The sequence below is a fragment of the Enterococcus sp. RIT-PI-f genome (genome assembly GCF_001297065.1).
Classification (GTDB): Bacteria; Bacillota; Bacilli; order Lactobacillales; family Enterococcaceae; genus Enterococcus_D.
Genome location: NZ_LHOX01000017.1, coordinates 98184 through 115314 on the forward strand (window position 1 = coordinate 98184; position 17131 = coordinate 115314).

Here is a 17131-nt window from a genome sequence, read left to right on the forward strand (position 1 = left end):
CTCCGAATATAAATTATGTTTGACATATGAAATAGTTTCATGCATACCTTTAAATAGTACACTAACGTTGTTTAATTGTAAACATTTTACAATGAAAGTTGCAAATTTTTCTTTCTAGAATCGTGTTTCCTGCAAGATGGCCCGCAGTCGTTCTTTGCGAAGGCGGATGCTATTTTTTGTTTTAGCAGAAAGGTCATTGTTCGCTGCCCCACGATAATCGGCAATATAACTATCGATCCAAGCATCTACTTGTCCTTCAAGAGGCAAAAATGGGTAGCTGATCGCTAAATGATCCGTGATCTCTGCGCGGACACTTTCAGCTAGGATTGGATCCTCTTGGGCGATCGTGTCATTGATCCGTGCCATGATGTGCTGATAAACCGGCATTTCTGGCAGTACGCGCAATAGATGTGGATTGAATTGTTGCCGATCGCCCATATAATCAATGACCGTAAATGCTTCGTCCACATCTAAACGGACCAACTCTTCTATCAAGCGCGGCAGCAGATAGACATTTCTCAAGCGTGGCAGCAAATCCCTGACCAAATCGATCAACTGCTGACTAGTCATCCCTTGCACAAAATTTTGCCATTCTCGATAATTCACAGGTTGACGTAAATTATCGATGCGCAATAATTGATCTTTTTTGGCTAAGTGATCTTCCATGCCAAGAATCTGTTGCACTTCTTCTACCTTATCGATTTCAAAACGCATCTGCTGCAATAGCGCTTCTGACACCTGCTGCCGTTGTCCTAAGGCCAGCCATCTGTGCGCCTTCAAGTATTGCCCATCCAATACATATAAATGTCCGATCTGTAAAAATCCATCCGGATCAAGCAGATAATCCGTCAAATAATCGTCGGCGGTTTCCAATGCTTTAGCAAAATCTTTCAACTGTTGTAAACAGTCCACCAACCATTGATTGACACCGAAGGTATGATCCAACGCATATAGTTCGCGGTATAGGCGATACGCTTGCAAAAATTCTTTCCCTTGATAGGCTTTTTCCGCTGCGATTCTCAGTCTTTTTTCTGGACTTGGGAAATCTATTGTTTCTCCCATTGTTAACACCTCAGTTTTTTGATTGGTCTTTGACACACCCGGCCACAGTCAGCCCATTACACGTCTTGCTGCACCTGCGCCTGTTTATTGAAGGCTTTGATCAGATTGATCGTCACGACACTGGTATCTGCGAAATAATCTGCTGCATGCTGTTTCCTTTTGCTGAAAATAGTTGGTAGGTACCCTAAGTAAAACAACCAATAGAATTGCAAGACATAACGTCCACATAATTCCCTGATCAAGACCGTTTGCCAGCTTAACTGTGTGTCTTCAAATGAAATCACTCGAATACCGAAGATCATTTTGCCAATCGTTTGGCCATGATTGCATTTCGTCAGCAGCACAAAATACGCCAGATAGATCGCCAAAGATACCAATTGATAAAGGCCAAAAGGATGCGCACCAATCGCCAGGCCTTGTAAACGATAGACACTGCCGATGGTCATCTCGGTCACAGAATGGATCAATATCAAATCGATAGTGAAGGCAAAGAGGCGGATCCAAAAACCAGCAAAAAAGTAATCAGGAAAGTCATGGATCACGGGTGGTTGCGCGGCTTGACGCTCAGGCGACTCAACATGTTGCCAAGCGTGTTGATTGGCTTCGATTTCTTCTTTGGTATAGGCTTCTTTTTCAAAAGAGGATAACACTTGCTGATAAAAATCATCTGGATGCGCTGGTTGTTCCTTGTTTGGTGTTGGTTTAGGCTGCGGCGGCACTTGTTTTTCTTGATCCAACTTACTCACCTCCGTAGTAATATAACGGTTTTGGTGCATCACTTGTCCCTAAGCTTTCCACGACTTCTAAGATCCGATCCGTATTGGAGGCTTGCAGCCCTTGAAACTCGGCCAACTTTGAACCAAGCCACGTGGCAGCAAAGCCAGTATTGTCGACATCATACGTAAAAATTTCTGCATGTTCCAAGTTTAAATCTTGTTGCATCGCTGCTAGCGCATCTTCCGGAAAACCAATCTCATCGACCAAGCCAACTTCTAAAGCTTGTTGGCCATCGTAAATACGGCCATCCGCAATTTGACGGACAGCTTCTTCAGTCATCCCCCGACCTTCAGCAACGATCGCTACAAAACGACCATACGCGTTGTCGACAAAGGTTTGCAACACTTCTTTGTCTGCTTCAGTCACTTCTCTTGAAGCAGAACCGGCATCTTTGAGTGCGCCACTTTTATAGGTGCTGTCCTCGATACCGAGCTTTTCAAACAAGCCGGCATAATTGATGCCAGACATGATGACGCCTATTGATCCAGTGACTGTTTCTTCGGTGGCAAAAATCTTGTCTGCACCTGCGGAAATATAATAACCACCGCTAGCAGCCATATTTTTCATCGAGACATACATAGGTATTCCTTGTTCCTTGATCTTCGCCAATTCTCGCGCAATCTCTGCACTTTCATAGACACCGCCGCCTGGCGTATTGACTTCAAATAAAATACCGCTGATCGTAGGATCTTGCTGGATCATCCGCAATTCTTCTAGAAAAAGTTGATGATCATACGTCTCTGAAGTGAATAAGCCCCCACTAGACGTATTGGCGATTGTGCCTTCCAACGTCAAACGTACGATCCGCTGTTCTTCATCTCCAGATACCACAGGTGTTTCTGCGATTGTATTACTGCCATAAAACAATGCATTCAACCCTTGCAAGGATGACGTATCTTCGGTGGTATCTCTTGTTGTCAACAATGTAAAGACCCCCGAACAAATAAATAACCCCGCCGCAATCACTACGGCAATCCATCTTCTTTTATTCATTTTTCCCTCCTATTTGATTCTTATCGATCCATGATCAATAGAGATTTTGAATGACGATGACAGCTTCAGCAGCACCGCTGCGCTCGAATTTCGCACTTTTTTCCGCTAATACATAGCCGCCAAAAAATTCCTTTGTCAACTCATCTTGTACTTGAAAAGGTTGTGCAGACGCTACTGATACCGCACCAGGCAAAATTTCTTGTAAACTGTCCCAACCTGTATCCAAGAAAATCTTCGTATCGTCCGTGACCTGGTCATTGGCAGCTAAAGTCGCCACCAATTCCTTCAATTCAGAAAATTTCATACAACTTACTTGTTCTGCCATATGGATTCCTCACTTTCTTTCTATTCAATTGTAGCGAAATTGCAAAAGAAAGGATAGCCATTCGCGGAAATTTCATTGGATTCTTTTGTTTCAAGATAAGCTTTGGTCTAATTGTTCCCCCAATCACTGTGTGTTCATTTCCTGATTTCATCTATACCAATTTCATATATTTTTGTTTTCTATTGACAGCACAAGTCTTAAATAGTATCATATTGCTTGTATTTCTATAAAATAATTTCAAGGAGGATAGATAGACCAATAAGGATAGCGCCTGATCTGGCAACAGATGACGAGGAAAGAGCTTATCGAAATTTTCGGCGGATGGCTCTAGGGACTGCACTCTACAAGCAAACACAAATCACATTGAAAAATGTCCACAAACCGTTTGCCGCGCAGATAGAAATACATAATCGACAGAAAAAAATTTTGAAAGTAGGATTGTCATTATGTGTGGAATTGTAGGAATTGTTGGAAAGTCAAATGCAGAGCAGATTATTTTGAACGGATTGGAACGATTGGAATATCGCGGATATGATTCGGCGGGGCTATACGTTGCAGATCGTACCTCTGATCACTTGATCAAGGCACAAGGAAGAATCAAAAACTTGGAAGCCAAAGTGACACCAGAGGTAACAGGAACGATCGGTATCGGACACACACGCTGGGCAACCCATGGTATCCCATCAGAACGCAATGCCCATCCCCATACTTCTGGAAACGAAGAATTGGTTTTGGTCCACAATGGTGTGATCGAAAACTTTGAAGAATTACACGAAACTTATGTGGCAGATCATCATTTTGCCGGCCAAACAGATACAGAAATCGTCGTCCACTTGATCGAAGTCTTGAAAGCACAAAGTGGCAGCACGACCAAAGAAGCATTCAAACAAGCGTTGACTTTGATTCGCGGCTCATATGCCTTCGCTTTAGTTGACAAGAAAGACCCTGATACGATTTACGTTGCGAAAAATAAAAGTCCTCTGTTGATCGGCCTTGGCGATGGATTCAATGTGATCTGCAGCGATGCCTTAGCGATGCTCGATCAAACAACGCACTTTGTTGAGATCGAAGATGGTGAAATGGTGACAGTCAAAGCAGATGAAATCGTGATCGAAGATTTGAAAGGCAACTTGGTTTACCGTGAATCGTATGAAGCACAATTAGATTTGACTGATATCGAAAAAGGGACTTACCCTTACTACATGCTGAAAGAGATCGATGACCAACCGACTGTGATGCGCCGTCTCGTGCAAGAATATCAAGGCACAAACGGAGATGTGACCATCGATAGCCAATTAAAAGCAGAAATGATCGCTAGTGATCGTATCTACATCATCGCTTGCGGTACCAGCAACCACGCTGGCTGGGCAGCGAAAGCCATTCTTGAAACATTGACAGAGATCCCTGTTGAAGTTCATTTGTCTAGTGAATTCGGCTACAATACGCCATTGCTTTCAGCAAAACCTTTCTTTATCTTCTTGACTCAAAGCGGCGAAACTGCCGATAGCCGTCAAGTATTGGTCAAGATCAATGCATTAGGCTTGCCTAGTCTAACGATCACCAACGTAGCAGGCTCCACCTTATCTCGGGAAGCCAAACACACCTTATTGCTGCATGCTGGCCCTGAGATTGCGGTAGCTTCAACGAAAGCTTATACCGCTCAAATCGCGGTGATGACCTTATTGGCTAAAGCGATCGGTGACGAAAAAAATGTCCCTGCAGCTATCGACTTTGACGTCTTTCATGAGTTAAGTATTGTTGCATCAACGATGGAAACACTCGTGGATGAAAAAGCAGTGATCAGTCAGTTCGCTGAAGACTTCTTGGCAACAAGCCGCAATGCTTTTTATATTGGCCGAGGCAACGATTATTATGTATCGATGGAGGCAGCTTTAAAACTAAAAGAAATCTCATATATCCAAGCAGAAGGTTTCGCTGCTGGCGAATTAAAACACGGCACCATCGCTTTGATCGAAGAAGGCACCCCGGTGATTGGAATCATTTCAGAAGCTGTTACAGGTTCTCATACTCGAGGCAACTTGAAAGAAGTTGAATCCCGTGGCGCACATACGTTGGTCATTGCGAGCCAAGAACTGGCAAAACCTACCGATCAAATCATCATCCCGACTGTCCACCCATTAGTGACCAGTTTAGTATCCGTGATTCCAACACAACTGCTAGCTTATTTCGCGACACTACAACGTGGGTTTGATGTGGATAAACCTCGTAACTTAGCAAAATCTGTTACAGTTGAATAAGTTTTTTAAAAGATGATATTCATAATATGGTCAAAAGAAAACAAGCAACATTGCCCGTCAAATGGGCAATTGTTGCTTGTTTTTTTGATGTGTTTTCTAAAAGTTTTTTTGCATCACACTTTTAGATAGCACCTCTATTCAGACTGATAAGAACAGATGATACCAAATAAAGACACTATCAACTTTTTACTAAAGTGAAGAACCAGAAGACCCATTTGATGGATTGTCTTTCATACACCAAGTACCATTCATCACTACAATGACAACAATCAGAACAATCAAAAGTAACAGACATAACAATTGCCAAATCAGAGACCAATTGTCAGCAAAATAGTGCATGAACCCCAATAAAAGACCTATCACGATCATGCCCACACCATTAACTAAATACAAACGATCCAAATCGTACTTCGCTTTTTTCTCTTTCGAAGCAGTGTTATAACCAGCAATCAATTGCCAACCATGACCCGTTACGAGCACAGTTCCCGCCAAAACAAACAAGACAACAATCAACCAGGCTGCAGAAAATCCCATAGTCAATTACTCCTCATTGATTCACTTATATTTTTTTCGAAAATAAAAATGAAAACCTTATAATATGACTATTATATCATGATAAGTGAGATAATCAGCTTATTTCACAAAAAAAACCAACGAATCATCGTTGGTTTTAGGTAATTTCTATTCTGCACCGATTTCTTCACGAACTACCGCGGCAATTTTGTCCACATAGTAATCAACTTTTTCAATCGTTGGCGCTTCTGCCATGACACGCAACAACGGTTCTGTCCCTGAAGGGCGAACCAAAATCCGACCTTCTCCGTTCATTTCAGCTTCTGCTTCAGCCACGATCTTAGCGATAGCCGGTACATCCATCGCACCATTTTTATCTGTGACACGAATATTGACCAATTTCTGTGGATAGATTGTCACTTCGCCAGCAAGTTCAGATAGTTTTTTGCCAGTTTGCTTCATGATATTCAATAATTGGATCCCAGACAGCAAGCCGTCACCAGTTGTATTGAAGTCTAAGAAAATCATATGACCTGACTGTTCTCCGCCAAAGTTATAATCGTTTTTACGCATTTCTTCCACCACATAACGGTCGCCTACTTGTGTGATCACGTCTTTCAAGCCGATCGCTTCAACAGCTTTATGGAAACCTAGGTTGCTCATCACAGTTGTCACGATCGTCCCTTGGTTCAACCGTTTTTGTTCTGCTAAGTATTTGGCACAAATATACATGATTTTGTCCCCATCGACAATGTTTCCTAGCTCATCAACTGCGATCACACGGTCGCCGTCGCCGTCAAAAGCCAAACCAGCATCAGCGCCTTTTTCAACGACAAATGCCGCCAATTTTTCAGGATGAGTTGAACCAACACCGTCATTGATATTCAAGCCGTCAGGCGATGTCCCCATCGTATAAAAATCAGTTTCCAGATCGGCAAACAACCGATTGACACTCGTTGCCGTGGCGCCATTAGCTGCATCGACACAAACGGTGATCCCTTCTAGATCCCCTGGAATCGTTTGACGTAAAAATTGCGAATATTTGAGTAATCCTTCAGGAAATTCATCAACCGTACCCAAACCTTCTGCCGAGGGTCTTGGCAAGGTATCTTCTGGTGCATCAAGTAAGGCTTCGATCTCAGCTTCTTGTTCATCCACCAACTTGAACCCATCGTTTCCGAAAAATTTGATACCGTTGTCTAAAGCTGGATTATGCGAAGCCGAAATCATTACGCCGGCGCTCGCTTTTTGGATTTTCGTTAAATAAGCCACCCCTGGCGTTGAGATCACACCTAATTGAAACACTTCGATCCCTACAGATAAAAGACCGGCTATCAAAGCATTTTCCAACATTTGCCCTGAGATCCGGGTATCTCTACCTACTAAAACTCGTGGCTGGCGGTCATCTGTTTCATGTTGACTTAATACATAGCCGCCGTAACGACCTAGTTTAAAAGCTAACTCAGGTGTCAATTCCTTATTGGCTTCTCCGCGCACACCATCTGTACCAAAATATTTTCCCATTTTAAAAACCTCTCTTATTCGTACTCATTTCAATTTGTTGAATCAGTTTCACTTTCAGTTGACCCCTCAACACTTTCTTGACTGCTCTCCTGATCAGCGCTTGTTGCACTGTCAGTCGCTGTCGTTGCAGGGGCCGTATCACCTGTCGCATCAGAACCTGATTCACTGCTTTCATCTACTGTTTGGGCAACCGGCGTGATCTGGATCGTCACCTCTGTCGGGTTGACAGTCGTACCGTCAGGTGCCGGTATCTGCACTGTTTGCTCGGTGGTGGATGTAATACCGCTGATATCAACAGGGACACCGATTTGCGCCGTCTGATCCAATATTTCTTGCGGACCCGTCAGTGCAGCACTGATCGTGCTCATGCGATATATATAATGTGAAATGCCCGTTGGCAAAGTGCCCTGTTGTGTGACGAACAACTCGACATCCTTGGTTGGTGCTTCCATCGTGATCGCGACATCGACCGTATCTGGATCAGCAACGATCGCCAATGGATTTTTATTGATATCCCATGCTTCGATCACCGCGGATACAGTGCCAGAGTCGTTCGGAATGTCATCAGGATCAATGACTGCCACAACTCGATCGATATCTGCGGCTGTTTGTTCCCCAGTGGTGAGCGTCACTTCTTGAGGCGAAGCTACCATTGTGTCAATGGCATACCCGCTGCTGTCATCTTCAGTAGACACAACAGGTTCCACCGTAAAGGTTTTGGTAACTTTCTTTTCGATCGTGACGGTGACTGTCTTCGGTTCGATTTCAGCTGACACACTGGAGCTGATGTTCTGTACTTCTAATGGAACTTCATGGGTGCCAATAGCCAAATCAGACAAATCAGCAACTACCCGAAAACTCCGAGTTTCTTCATTTTTTTCTGCATTCAATTGGACCCGATTGCGGCTGCTCAAAGTCACATTGACTGTGGTTTCAAACCCTTGGATAAAATAATCGTCCGTATCATATACCGTCTGAATCGGCACTGCTTCGATTTCTTCTTGATAAGTATTAGCTGCGCCAGAAAGATCAACTTGCAAGGTGGATCCACTAGCGATAAAAAATAAAACCAAACTAAAGAACAGCGCTAGTATACCATAAAATATATTCTGACGGCGATCCTTCTTCATCATTTTCTTCCCCCTTTGTTGACCCCTTCAAGGAAAGATTGCAGCACATTACGCTTGCCGCTTTTGACTTCAGGTACCAATTCACGATTCAATATCGCTAAATATTCTTGGCGCGACAGTTCAGTCATCATTCGATTGTTCAAGGTGATACTGACATCCCCCGTTTCTTCAGAAACGATCAATGTCAAGGCATCACTCACTTCTGAGATGCCCACGGCTGCACGGTGGCGCGTCCCAAATTCTTTAGGGATCAATGGGCTTTCAGAAAGAGGCAAGTACGCACTGGCTACGGCTATTTTGTCTTCCCTGATAATCACTGCACCATCATGCAATGGGGTATTGGGAATAAAGATGTTGATCAATAATTCTCCGGTCACATCCGCATCTAGTGCAATACCTGTTTCGATATATTCTTCCAAACCTGTCGTCCGTTCGATCGTGATCAAAGCACCAATCTTGCGTTTCGCCATGTATTGCACGGCTTTGTCTAAGGATTGCACCAAGACTTCATCTTGATGTTTTTCATTCTTAGATGTTTTGAATAACGAACTGCGGCCCAAATGTTCAAGCCCTCGCCGAATCTCCGGTTGAAAAATGACGATGGCCGCAATCACACCATAGGTGATGACTTGATCCATCAACCAGGATAGTGTTTTGAGTCCGATGATCCCGGCTAAAAACCGCAGAACAATAAACAATCCGACCCCTTTGAACAACTGGATCGCTTTGGTTCCTCGCACGAGCTGAATCAGCTTATAAACTAAATACCATACTACGATGACATCTAGAAGATTAACAAAAAACGAGAGTGAAAATATATCAAAAGAGAGCAGATTGCTCCAATAATCTAAATTAAAAAAATCAGTGAAATTTATCGACATAAACAGCCTTCCTTTATTCTTAAGACTTCAAACAATAGTATAACATAGGTCTTATTCAAAGATTCAAAAAAAAACAAAATTATGAAAAAGTTTCAAAAATCATGAAAACCTTTGTTTTCAGTCTACCATGTTTTTCTTAGTAAAGGAGATGAAAAGGCTTGTTAGCAGTAAATCATTTCAAAACGCCGTCTAAACGAAAACAATCAGAGAAATGAAAAGAACAGACTCTTTCGCATTTTTCTGATTGTTTGTTTCACTTATTTTATTGTTGTTTCCGACGGGCTGCTCTCGCTGCGCGTCTTGCTTCTTTGGCCGCTGCCTCTTCTGGTGTCAGTGTTCGCGCTTTGCGCTCTTTTTTGCCTTCAACGGTACGTGCTGATGCGGTCGATTCAAGCTCAGATTTGTGGATTGAGGCTTCAAGGTTCGCTGGTTCTAGTTTTGCACGAATTTTTTCTTCCACCCCAGCGATTCGAGCATATCGATAGAATCGCGTGCGGGCATCATTGACGGTTTTGGCAAACAAGCCTTCACTGGCTGTGGCATTCGCATTTTTTAAAGATGCAAAGCGGATTTGCGTGTCCATGAACGCAGGCATGAGATCGAAATCTGGTTTCTTGAAATCTAATGTCATCGGGGTTTTTCCAGCTTCTGACAACAAAGGATTATATCGATACAAGGACCAGTAACCTGAAGCCACAGCTTCTTTGGCTTCTTTCAATGATTGGCGCATACCGCCTGCTAAACCATGGGTGATACATGGTGTGTAAGCGATGATCAAGGATGGTCCAGGGAAGCGTTCCGCTTCTTCAAAGGCTTTGATGGTTTGCATTTGATTGGCACCGGAAGCGATTTGTGCAACATATACATGGCCGTATGTCATGGCCATCATGCCCAGATCTTTTTTGGCTGCATATTTGCCGTTGGCCGCAAATTTAGCAATTGCTGAAGCCGGTGTGGCCTTCGACACTTGGCCGCCTGTATTGGAGTAGACTTCATTATCAAGAACCAAAATATTGACGTCGGCACCAGATGCCAGAACATGATCGATCCCGCCAAAGCCAATATCATACGCCCAACCGTCGCCACCGATCATCCATTGACTTGGCTTCACGAACAAATCATTGTTGGCCAAAACATTAGCAATCGCGGGGTGCTTATCCGAATCAGCAGTCAAGGCTGCTGTTAATTTCGCGGCACGCTGTTGGGTCCCCGCACTGTCTTCACGGTGCGCCAACCAATCACTGATCAATTCCTGAGTTGCTTCAGAAACAAATGCTTGAACGGCTTCAAGTTGTTCCGCCAAAGCTTCTCGCCGGGTTTGATTCGCCAAAAACATGCCATAACCATATTCTGCATTGTCTTCAAACAGTGAATTAGACCAGGCAGGTCCTTGTCCTTCTGCATTTGTTGTATAAGGCGATACCGGTGCGGCAGCTCCCCAAATAGAAGAACAGCCCGTGGCATTGGCGATCATCATTCGATCACCAAACATTTGCGTCAACAGTTTGACATAAGGTGTTTCCCCACAACCAGCGCAAGCACCCGAGAATTCTAACAGCGGCTTGGTGAATTGCGAGCCCATCACGGTACCAGGTTTGGCTGGATTTTCTTTTTGCCGTAAGGTCATCGCAAAGGCCCAATTCACAGCTTGTTCTTTTTGCTCTTCATAGGGTTTCATCGTTAATGCTTTCCCTTTGGCTGGACAAGCTTCGACACAAAGTCCGCAACCTGTGCAATCTTCGACTGAAACTTGAATGCGGTACTTCTGACCATCTGCGCCACGCATCTCTCTGACGATGAATCCTTCTGGCGCTTCAGACAGCTCGTCTTCATCCGCTAAGAAAGGACGGATCGCCGCGTGTGGACACACAAACGCACATTCATTACACATCGTACAGCGATCAGCCAGCCATTCCGGTACTTCAACTGCCACGCCGCGTTTCTCGACCGCAGTGGTCCCCAAAGGCATTGTTCCTTCTGTCATTTGGTTATTCACGAGGGTACCGACCGAAAGCGCATTGCCTTCTTGACGATTGACAGGTTCAACGATTTCCCGGACATACGTCGAAGGGGCATGAGACGTTCTGACGGGTACCTTGATCGTTGCCCATTCGCTAGGGATCTCGATTTTATGCAGCAACTCAATTGTTCTATCAATGGCAAGTTGATTCTTTTCAACGATCGCCATTGATTTATGACCGTAACTTTTGAGCGCTTCTTCTTTCAGGATCGGGATGATCTGATCGATGGGCATGATATCTGCCAGGTAAAAGAAGGCCGTTTCCATGGCTGTATTGATCCGACCGCCTAATCCGACTTCCATCGCCAATTGCATGGCATTGATCGTATAAAAGGCAATCTCGTTCTCAGCTAGATAACGTTTCATTTTCTTTGGCAGATTTTTCATGATCTGCGCTTCATTCCACGTCGTATTTAGCAAGAAAGTGCCGCCTTTTTTCAAGCCTTTCAACAGATCGTAGGTGTGTAGATAAGCTGGTGTATGACAGGCGATAAAATCTGCATGTTCGATCAGATAGGTGGAACGGATCGGTGTATCTCCAAAACGCAAATGAGAAACCGTCAAGCCCCCCGATTTTTTGGAGTCATAATGAAAGTATCCTTGGACATATTTATCTGTTTGGTCGCCAATGATCTTGATGGCTGATTTATTTGCGCCGACGGTTCCGTCTGAACCAAACCCCCAAAATTTTGCTTGGAAAGTGGCAGGATTGGTCAAGTCTAAAGCGCCTTTAGACGCTAAAGATAATCCTGTGACATCATCAACGATACCGATAGTGAATCTTTTTTTCTGCACTGCCTGAGGCTGCAGCAACTCATCATAGACAGCAACGATCTGATCAGGCGTGACATCCTTGGATCCTAACCCATAGCGTCCACCAATGATCGTTGGACGAATCGCTGCATCATACATCGCACTTTGCACGTCCAGCAATAGCGATTCACCATTGGCCCCCGGCTCTTTGCTGCGATCTAGTACGGCGATCGATTGAACGGTCCGCGGCAATTTTTCTAAAAAGACTGCCAAAGGAAATGGTCGGTACAGATGAATCGTCAGCAAGCCGACTTTTCTGCCTTGTCGGTTCAAATAATCTACTGTTTGCTGGATCGTTTGCGCAGAAGAACCGATCGTAACGATAACTTCTGTGGCATCATCTGCACCATAATAGTTGACCAGATCGTATGACGTGCCGCGTAGTTGGTTGATCTGCTGCATGTATCCCCGGACGATCTCTGGTAAATTGTCGTAGTACTGATTGATGGTTTCCCGTTGTTGAAAATGGATCTCAGGACTTTGGTTGGTGCCGCTGATCGTTGGGTGATTGGGATTCATCGCCTTCTTGCGAAAAGCGGTCACCTTCTCTTGATTGACCATTTGTGCCAGATCAGCATAGTCAATCACTTCGATTTTTTGAATTTCATGACTTGTTCGAAAGCCATCGAAGAAGTTCAAGAATGGGACATTGGCTTCAATCGCAGCGAGATGGGCCACCGGTGCTAAGTCCATCACTTCTTGAACAGAGCTTTCTGCCAGCATCGCAAAGCCCGTCTGTCTGGCGGCCATCACATCGGTGTGATCACCAAAGATATTCAAAGCATTGGTGGTCACCGCGCGACTAGCTACGTGGAAAACCCCCGGCAATAGCTCACCGGCGATCTTGTACATATTGGGCAACATCAGCAACAAGCCTTGTGACGCAGTGTAAGTGGTCGTTAAGGCACCCGTTTTCAGCGAACCATGCACGACACCTGCAGCGCCAGCTTCTGATTGCATCTCAACAACTTTTACTGGTTGACCAAAAATATTTTTCTTGCCTTGCGCCGACCATTGATCCACCAATTCAGCCATTGTTGAACTCGGCGTGATTGGGTAAATTGCAGCCAATTCAGTAAAAGCATAGGAAATATAAGCAGCAGCAGTATTCCCATCCATTGTTTTTCTTTTCATTCTTATCTATCTTCCTTCAATCATTCAATTTGCACAATAAAACACAACTTATTATAGCTGATTCACCAATAATAATAAAGCTGACTACAAAAATTTAAACAAATTCGTGAAATCACATACATTGATCTTTCAATGATTTGCTGGATCTTTTGAGAAAAACGAACAGGATTCTTTTCATTCTGCTGTTGTTTCGTTACACTAGAGAAAAAGGAGGTTTCACCTATGGATACATCAATCATCAATGCATCACAAACCAATGCTACAACTGGCATCCAAATCGGTGCCGCCGATGCGAAACCAATCATCGAGTTCATCAATGTACGCTGCCCATATTGCCGCCAGTGGTTCGAAGAATCATTGTCGATCTTGACTGAAGCTGTTGCAGCCGGCAAAGTTCGCCGTGTCATCAAACTATTCGACAAAGAAAAAGAATCCTTACAGCGAGGCAATGTGATGCACCGCTATATCTCCACCAATGATCCAGCGGCAACGATCACACAGTTGACCAGAATCTTTCAAACACAAGATGAATGGGGACATTTAAGTCTGACAGAAGTCGCAGCATATGCCGAAAATACATTAGGCTTGACGTTGAGCAATCATCCTGATCACGCATCAGCGATCGTTGAAGAAGCCAATCAAGCAACGATTCAATTTGTCCCAACAGTGATCTTAGATGGACATATCTTTGATGAATCGATCAGTGCAGATGAATTGACTGATTTGATCAATCAATAAACAAAAACCAGATAACGGCCAAAGATCGATCTTTGGCCGTTATCTGGTTTTTTTTAACTTACTTGTTCTCTTAATCGATCTGCAAATTCATTGATTTTGCGAATGCGGTGATTGATCCCTGATTTTGAGATTGCGCCAGAAGGAATCATTTCTCCCAATTCTTTCAAACTCACTTCTGGATGCTCCAACCGCAATGCAGCAATTTCTTGTAGTTTATCTGGCAGAGCTTGCAACCCGACGCGGTTTTGGATAAATTCGATATTGTCGATTTGTTTAGAAGCTGCGTCAATGGTTTTATTCATATTGGCCGTTTCACAATTGACCAATCGATTGACAGAATTCCGCATATCCCGTACGATCCGCACATCTTCAAATTTCAACATTGAGTTGGTTGCCCCGATCAATGTTAAAAAATCAGCGATTTTCTCTGCGCCTTTCAGGTAAGCGATGCTGCCGTTCCTGCGCTCTAACGGTCTTGCATTCAAGCCATAAGCATTTAGCATATCGCAAATATCTTGGTTATGCTCTTCATAGATCGAGTAGATTTCCAAATGATATCGGCTGGTTTCGGGATTGTTGATCGAACCAGAAGCCATGAAAGCCCCTCGGAGATAAGACCGCATTTTTTGCGTATTCCCCATGATTTCATCCGACACATGACTATTGAACATCATCCCATCCATGATATCTAGATCCAACAGGACCCGTTTGGTATCTTGTTTCAAACGAACGATGTACACGTTGTTTTTCTTCAATTTCATTTTTCGTCGCACCAGCAATTCACTGCGTACATCGTAATGATCTTTCAGCAATGAATAAATCCGACGAGCAATCGCGGCATTTTCGGTTTGCACATTGAGCACGAACTGCTGATTGTTGATGCTCAGCGATCCATTCATGCGAATCAATGCGGCCAACTCAGCTTTGGCATGTTCGCGATGGACTTCTAATGTCGTCAATTCTTTTTTTACTTCAGCGGCAAAGGACATGTTGATCCCTTCCTTTCTCAATTACACACAAAAAAACTAGATCTTAGCAGCATAGACGATTCGCAACAATTCCTCGATGACTTTTTCGCCATCATGGAATACCCCGCCGTTTTCTAATGCCAGAAAATCGGCAGAAACCACTCGGCACGCCTCATCCCGCAAGCCTTTGAAATCATGCTTGACTTGCACCAAATACTCATCATAGATCTCAGGGTCCATGTAACCTTCAGGTACTTTCTCTGTATTGACCAAAACTGTATCAATAAAAGGTTTGCCTAAATGTTGGTGCAGTACCCGGACATGATCGGCATCTGTAAAATACTCAGTTTCCCCTTTTTGTGTCATGATGTTGCAAATATACACGGTTTCAGCACTTGTTTCCAACAATGCTTTGCCGATTTCGCTGATCATCAGATTCGGCAAAATGCTGGTGAACAAGCTTCCTGGGCCTAAGACGATCATATCGGCATCCATGATCGATGACACCACTTTGCGGGCAGCTTTAGGGAGGTCATTGTTCTCTTGATTGCGAACAAATACATGATCGATCGTTTTGCGATCAAGGGCAATTTTAGACTCTCCTACGGCTTCCGTTCCATCTTTGAAGACCGCATGCAGCACTAAAGGCAAATCAGACGAAGGATAGACTTGTCCTTCGATGTGCATGATTTTTGATAAAATTTGAATTGCTTCATAGGTACTGCTGCGCATTTCTGCAATAGCCGCAATAATCAGGTTGCCTAAGGCGTGGTTGGCCAAAAACTTATCTTCTGCTTTAAAGCGATATTGAAAGATATCATTATACAGTTGCGGCATATCTGATAACGCAGCTAAGACGTTGCGTAAATCTCCTGGAGGTGAAATCGATGAGACCAGATTACGGATCTCACCGCTGCTGCCGCCATCATCGGCCACGGTGACGATAGCCGTGATATCGACCCCTTGATTACGCAAACTTTTCAAAATCACTGGTAAGCCGGTGCCCCCACCTACTACAACGATTTTTGGTTTTCTGATACGGTAAGTTTTCATCTTCATGATCGGTTCACCGTTTCTTTGCGTTTATCTTTGTCCCGGTGCGTGATATTGACTTTATACTCGGTTGCCAATGCCTCACCTATACGTTCAGATAACGCCACTGATCGATGTTGACCGCCGGTACAGCCGATGGCGATCGTCAGGCTGCTTTTTCCTTCACTGACATAGCCGGGCATGATTGTTTGCAGCAAGCCTGTGAAGCGTTGATAAAACTCTTCGGTTTCAGGAAAAGACATCACATAATCATAAACGGGCTGATCTTTCCCAGTAAGCGGACGCAGTGCCGGAATATAATGCGGATTTGGCAAGAAACGGACATCCATGACAATATCAGCGTCAATCGGCAAACCGTATTTAAAACCGAAAGAGAGCAGTTCCACACGAAAGCCTGTTTCATGGGAAGAGCGAAATTCTTGATTGATTTTCTCTCTTAATTGTCTAGGTGTTAGTGTCGTTGTATCGATCACGATACTGGCACGGGTTTTCAAATCTTCTAAAATCGCACGTTCTTTGCGAATACCTTCTGTGACTAAACCATCCATGGCTAAAGGATGCGCTCTGCGGGTTTCCTTGTAACGTGACACCAACTCACTATCGGAGGCATCTAAAAACAACATGCGGGTATCGATGAAATTGGTGTTCTCAATATCGATCAACATGCTTTGGATTTCTTCAAAAAAGGAGCGAGAGCGTAGATCCACCACTAAAGCAATCTTCGTGACTTTACCAGATTCCTTGATCAACTCCCAAAATTTAGGCACCAAGCTTGGCGGCATATTATCGATACAAAAGTACCCCATATCTTCAAAACTCTGGATTGCGACGGTCTTACCCGCCCCGCTCATTCCAGTAATAATGACTAATTCTAAATGATCTACTTCAGTCATTTCGCAAAACTCCTTTCTCCAACTCTTTTATTATATCATGCCGGGTGTA

The 17131-nt window shown here is 43.9% G+C and carries 14 protein-coding genes; 2 read left to right on the forward strand and 12 right to left on the reverse strand.

The window, feature by feature from the left end:
- Nucleotides 1-114: 114 nt before the first annotated feature.
- Genes AEQ18_RS10380 through AEQ18_RS10395 form a run of 4 tightly spaced genes read right to left on the reverse strand, consistent with a single transcriptional unit; the run spans nucleotide 115 to nucleotide 3157 of the window.
- Nucleotides 115-1062: a hypothetical protein gene (locus tag AEQ18_RS10380; protein ID WP_054116273.1), complete on the reverse strand. Its 948-nt coding sequence runs from the start codon at nucleotides 1060-1062 to the stop codon at nucleotides 115-117.
- 56 nt (nucleotides 1063-1118) lie between these two features.
- The gene (locus tag AEQ18_RS10385) at nucleotides 1119-1808 is read right to left on the reverse strand and encodes an RDD family protein (protein WP_054116415.1); all 690 of its coding nucleotides are present in this window, start codon (nucleotides 1806-1808) and stop codon (nucleotides 1119-1121) included.
- On the reverse strand, nucleotides 1801-2832 hold the full coding sequence (gene sppA, locus AEQ18_RS10390) for a signal peptide peptidase SppA (protein ID WP_054116274.1): 1032 nt from the start codon (nucleotides 2830-2832) through the stop codon (nucleotides 1801-1803). The genes AEQ18_RS10385 and sppA overlap by 8 nt, the downstream gene beginning before the upstream one ends.
- A gap of 34 nt (nucleotides 2833-2866) precedes the next feature.
- The gene (locus AEQ18_RS10395; protein ID WP_054116275.1) at nucleotides 2867-3157 is read right to left on the reverse strand and encodes a hypothetical protein; all 291 of its coding nucleotides are present in this window, start codon (nucleotides 3155-3157) and stop codon (nucleotides 2867-2869) included.
- Between the two features lie 446 nt (nucleotides 3158-3603).
- Here AEQ18_RS10395 and glmS point away from each other — a divergent pair, with 446 nt between their 5' ends.
- A complete protein-coding gene (gene glmS / locus AEQ18_RS10400; protein WP_054116276.1) occupies nucleotides 3604-5415 on the forward strand; it encodes a glutamine--fructose-6-phosphate transaminase (isomerizing) in 1812 nt (603 codons plus the stop codon).
- A 189-nt stretch (nucleotides 5416-5604) separates the two neighbouring features.
- Here glmS and AEQ18_RS10405 read toward each other — a convergent pair whose 3' ends face one another.
- The 5 genes from AEQ18_RS10405 to nifJ all read right to left on the reverse strand — a co-directional run bounded on the left by AEQ18_RS10405 (nucleotide 5605) and on the right by nifJ (nucleotide 13415).
- Complete coding sequence (locus AEQ18_RS10405; protein WP_054116277.1) at nucleotides 5605-5949, reverse strand: DUF3784 domain-containing protein; 345 nt, start codon at nucleotides 5947-5949, stop codon at nucleotides 5605-5607.
- A gap of 147 nt (nucleotides 5950-6096) precedes the next feature.
- Entirely contained in the window at nucleotides 6097-7452 is a 1356-nt protein-coding gene (gene glmM, locus AEQ18_RS10410) for a phosphoglucosamine mutase (protein WP_054116278.1), read from the reverse strand.
- Between the two features lie 29 nt (nucleotides 7453-7481).
- Complete coding sequence (locus AEQ18_RS10415) at nucleotides 7482-8585, reverse strand: CdaR family protein (RefSeq protein ID WP_054116279.1); 1104 nt, start codon at nucleotides 8583-8585, stop codon at nucleotides 7482-7484.
- Nucleotides 8582-9463 (reverse strand): diadenylate cyclase CdaA, encoded by an 882-nt coding sequence (cdaA, locus tag AEQ18_RS10420; protein WP_054116280.1) that lies wholly within the window; start codon nucleotides 9461-9463, stop codon nucleotides 8582-8584. Before cdaA ends, AEQ18_RS10415 begins: the two co-directional genes overlap by 4 nt.
- A 262-nt stretch (nucleotides 9464-9725) precedes the next feature.
- A complete protein-coding gene (nifJ, locus tag AEQ18_RS10425; protein WP_200908918.1) occupies nucleotides 9726-13415 on the reverse strand; it encodes a pyruvate:ferredoxin (flavodoxin) oxidoreductase in 3690 nt (1229 codons plus the stop codon).
- Between the two features lie 237 nt (nucleotides 13416-13652).
- Here nifJ and AEQ18_RS10430 point away from each other — a divergent pair, with 237 nt between their 5' ends.
- Nucleotides 13653-14168 (forward strand): DsbA family protein, encoded by a 516-nt coding sequence (locus tag AEQ18_RS10430; protein ID WP_054116282.1) that lies wholly within the window; start codon nucleotides 13653-13655, stop codon nucleotides 14166-14168.
- A 53-nt stretch (nucleotides 14169-14221) separates the two neighbouring features.
- On the opposite strand, the gene whiA is transcribed toward AEQ18_RS10430, so the two are convergent.
- From whiA to rapZ, 3 genes are read right to left on the reverse strand one after another with little or no spacing between them, the layout of a single operon-like run.
- Nucleotides 14222-15157: a DNA-binding protein WhiA gene (whiA, locus tag AEQ18_RS10435; protein WP_054116283.1), complete on the reverse strand. Its 936-nt coding sequence runs from the start codon at nucleotides 15155-15157 to the stop codon at nucleotides 14222-14224.
- Nucleotides 15158-15193: 36 nt separating this feature from the next.
- On the reverse strand, nucleotides 15194-16195 hold the full coding sequence (locus tag AEQ18_RS10440; RefSeq protein WP_054116284.1) for a gluconeogenesis factor YvcK family protein: 1002 nt from the start codon (nucleotides 16193-16195) through the stop codon (nucleotides 15194-15196).
- A complete protein-coding gene (rapZ, locus tag AEQ18_RS10445) occupies nucleotides 16192-17082 on the reverse strand; it encodes an RNase adapter RapZ (protein ID WP_054116285.1) in 891 nt (296 codons plus the stop codon). Before rapZ ends, AEQ18_RS10440 begins: the two co-directional genes overlap by 4 nt.
- Nucleotides 17083-17131: the final 49 nt, after the last annotated feature.

Excerpts from the sequence above, each read along its gene's own strand:
- AEQ18_RS10380 (WP_054116273.1), bottom strand. The coding sequence starts at position 1,062 with ATGGGAGAAACAATAGATTTCCCAAGTCCAGAAAAAAGACTGAGAATC.
- sppA (WP_054116274.1), bottom strand. The coding sequence starts at position 2,832 with ATGAATAAAAGAAGATGGATTGCCGTAGTGATTGCGGCGGGGTTATTT.
- AEQ18_RS10395 (WP_054116275.1), bottom strand. The coding sequence starts at position 3,157 with ATGGCAGAACAAGTAAGTTGTATGAAATTTTCTGAATTGAAGGAATTG.
- glmS (WP_054116276.1), top strand. The coding sequence starts at position 3,604 with ATGTGTGGAATTGTAGGAATTGTTGGAAAGTCAAATGCAGAGCAGATT.
- AEQ18_RS10405 (WP_054116277.1), bottom strand. The coding sequence starts at position 5,949 with ATGGGATTTTCTGCAGCCTGGTTGATTGTTGTCTTGTTTGTTTTGGCG.
- glmM (WP_054116278.1), bottom strand. The coding sequence starts at position 7,452 with ATGGGAAAATATTTTGGTACAGATGGTGTGCGCGGAGAAGCCAATAAG.
- AEQ18_RS10415 (WP_054116279.1), bottom strand. The coding sequence starts at position 8,585 with ATGATGAAGAAGGATCGCCGTCAGAATATATTTTATGGTATACTAGCG.
- cdaA (WP_054116280.1), bottom strand. The coding sequence starts at position 9,463 with ATGTCGATAAATTTCACTGATTTTTTTAATTTAGATTATTGGAGCAAT.
- nifJ (WP_200908918.1), bottom strand. The coding sequence starts at position 13,415 with ATGGATGGGAATACTGCTGCTGCTTATATTTCCTATGCTTTTACTGAA.
- AEQ18_RS10430 (WP_054116282.1), top strand. The coding sequence starts at position 13,653 with ATGGATACATCAATCATCAATGCATCACAAACCAATGCTACAACTGGC.
- whiA (WP_054116283.1), bottom strand. The coding sequence starts at position 15,157 with ATGTCCTTTGCCGCTGAAGTAAAAAAAGAATTGACGACATTAGAAGTC.
- AEQ18_RS10440 (WP_054116284.1), bottom strand. The coding sequence starts at position 16,195 with ATGAAGATGAAAACTTACCGTATCAGAAAACCAAAAATCGTTGTAGTA.
- rapZ (WP_054116285.1), bottom strand. The coding sequence starts at position 17,082 with ATGACTGAAGTAGATCATTTAGAATTAGTCATTATTACTGGAATGAGC.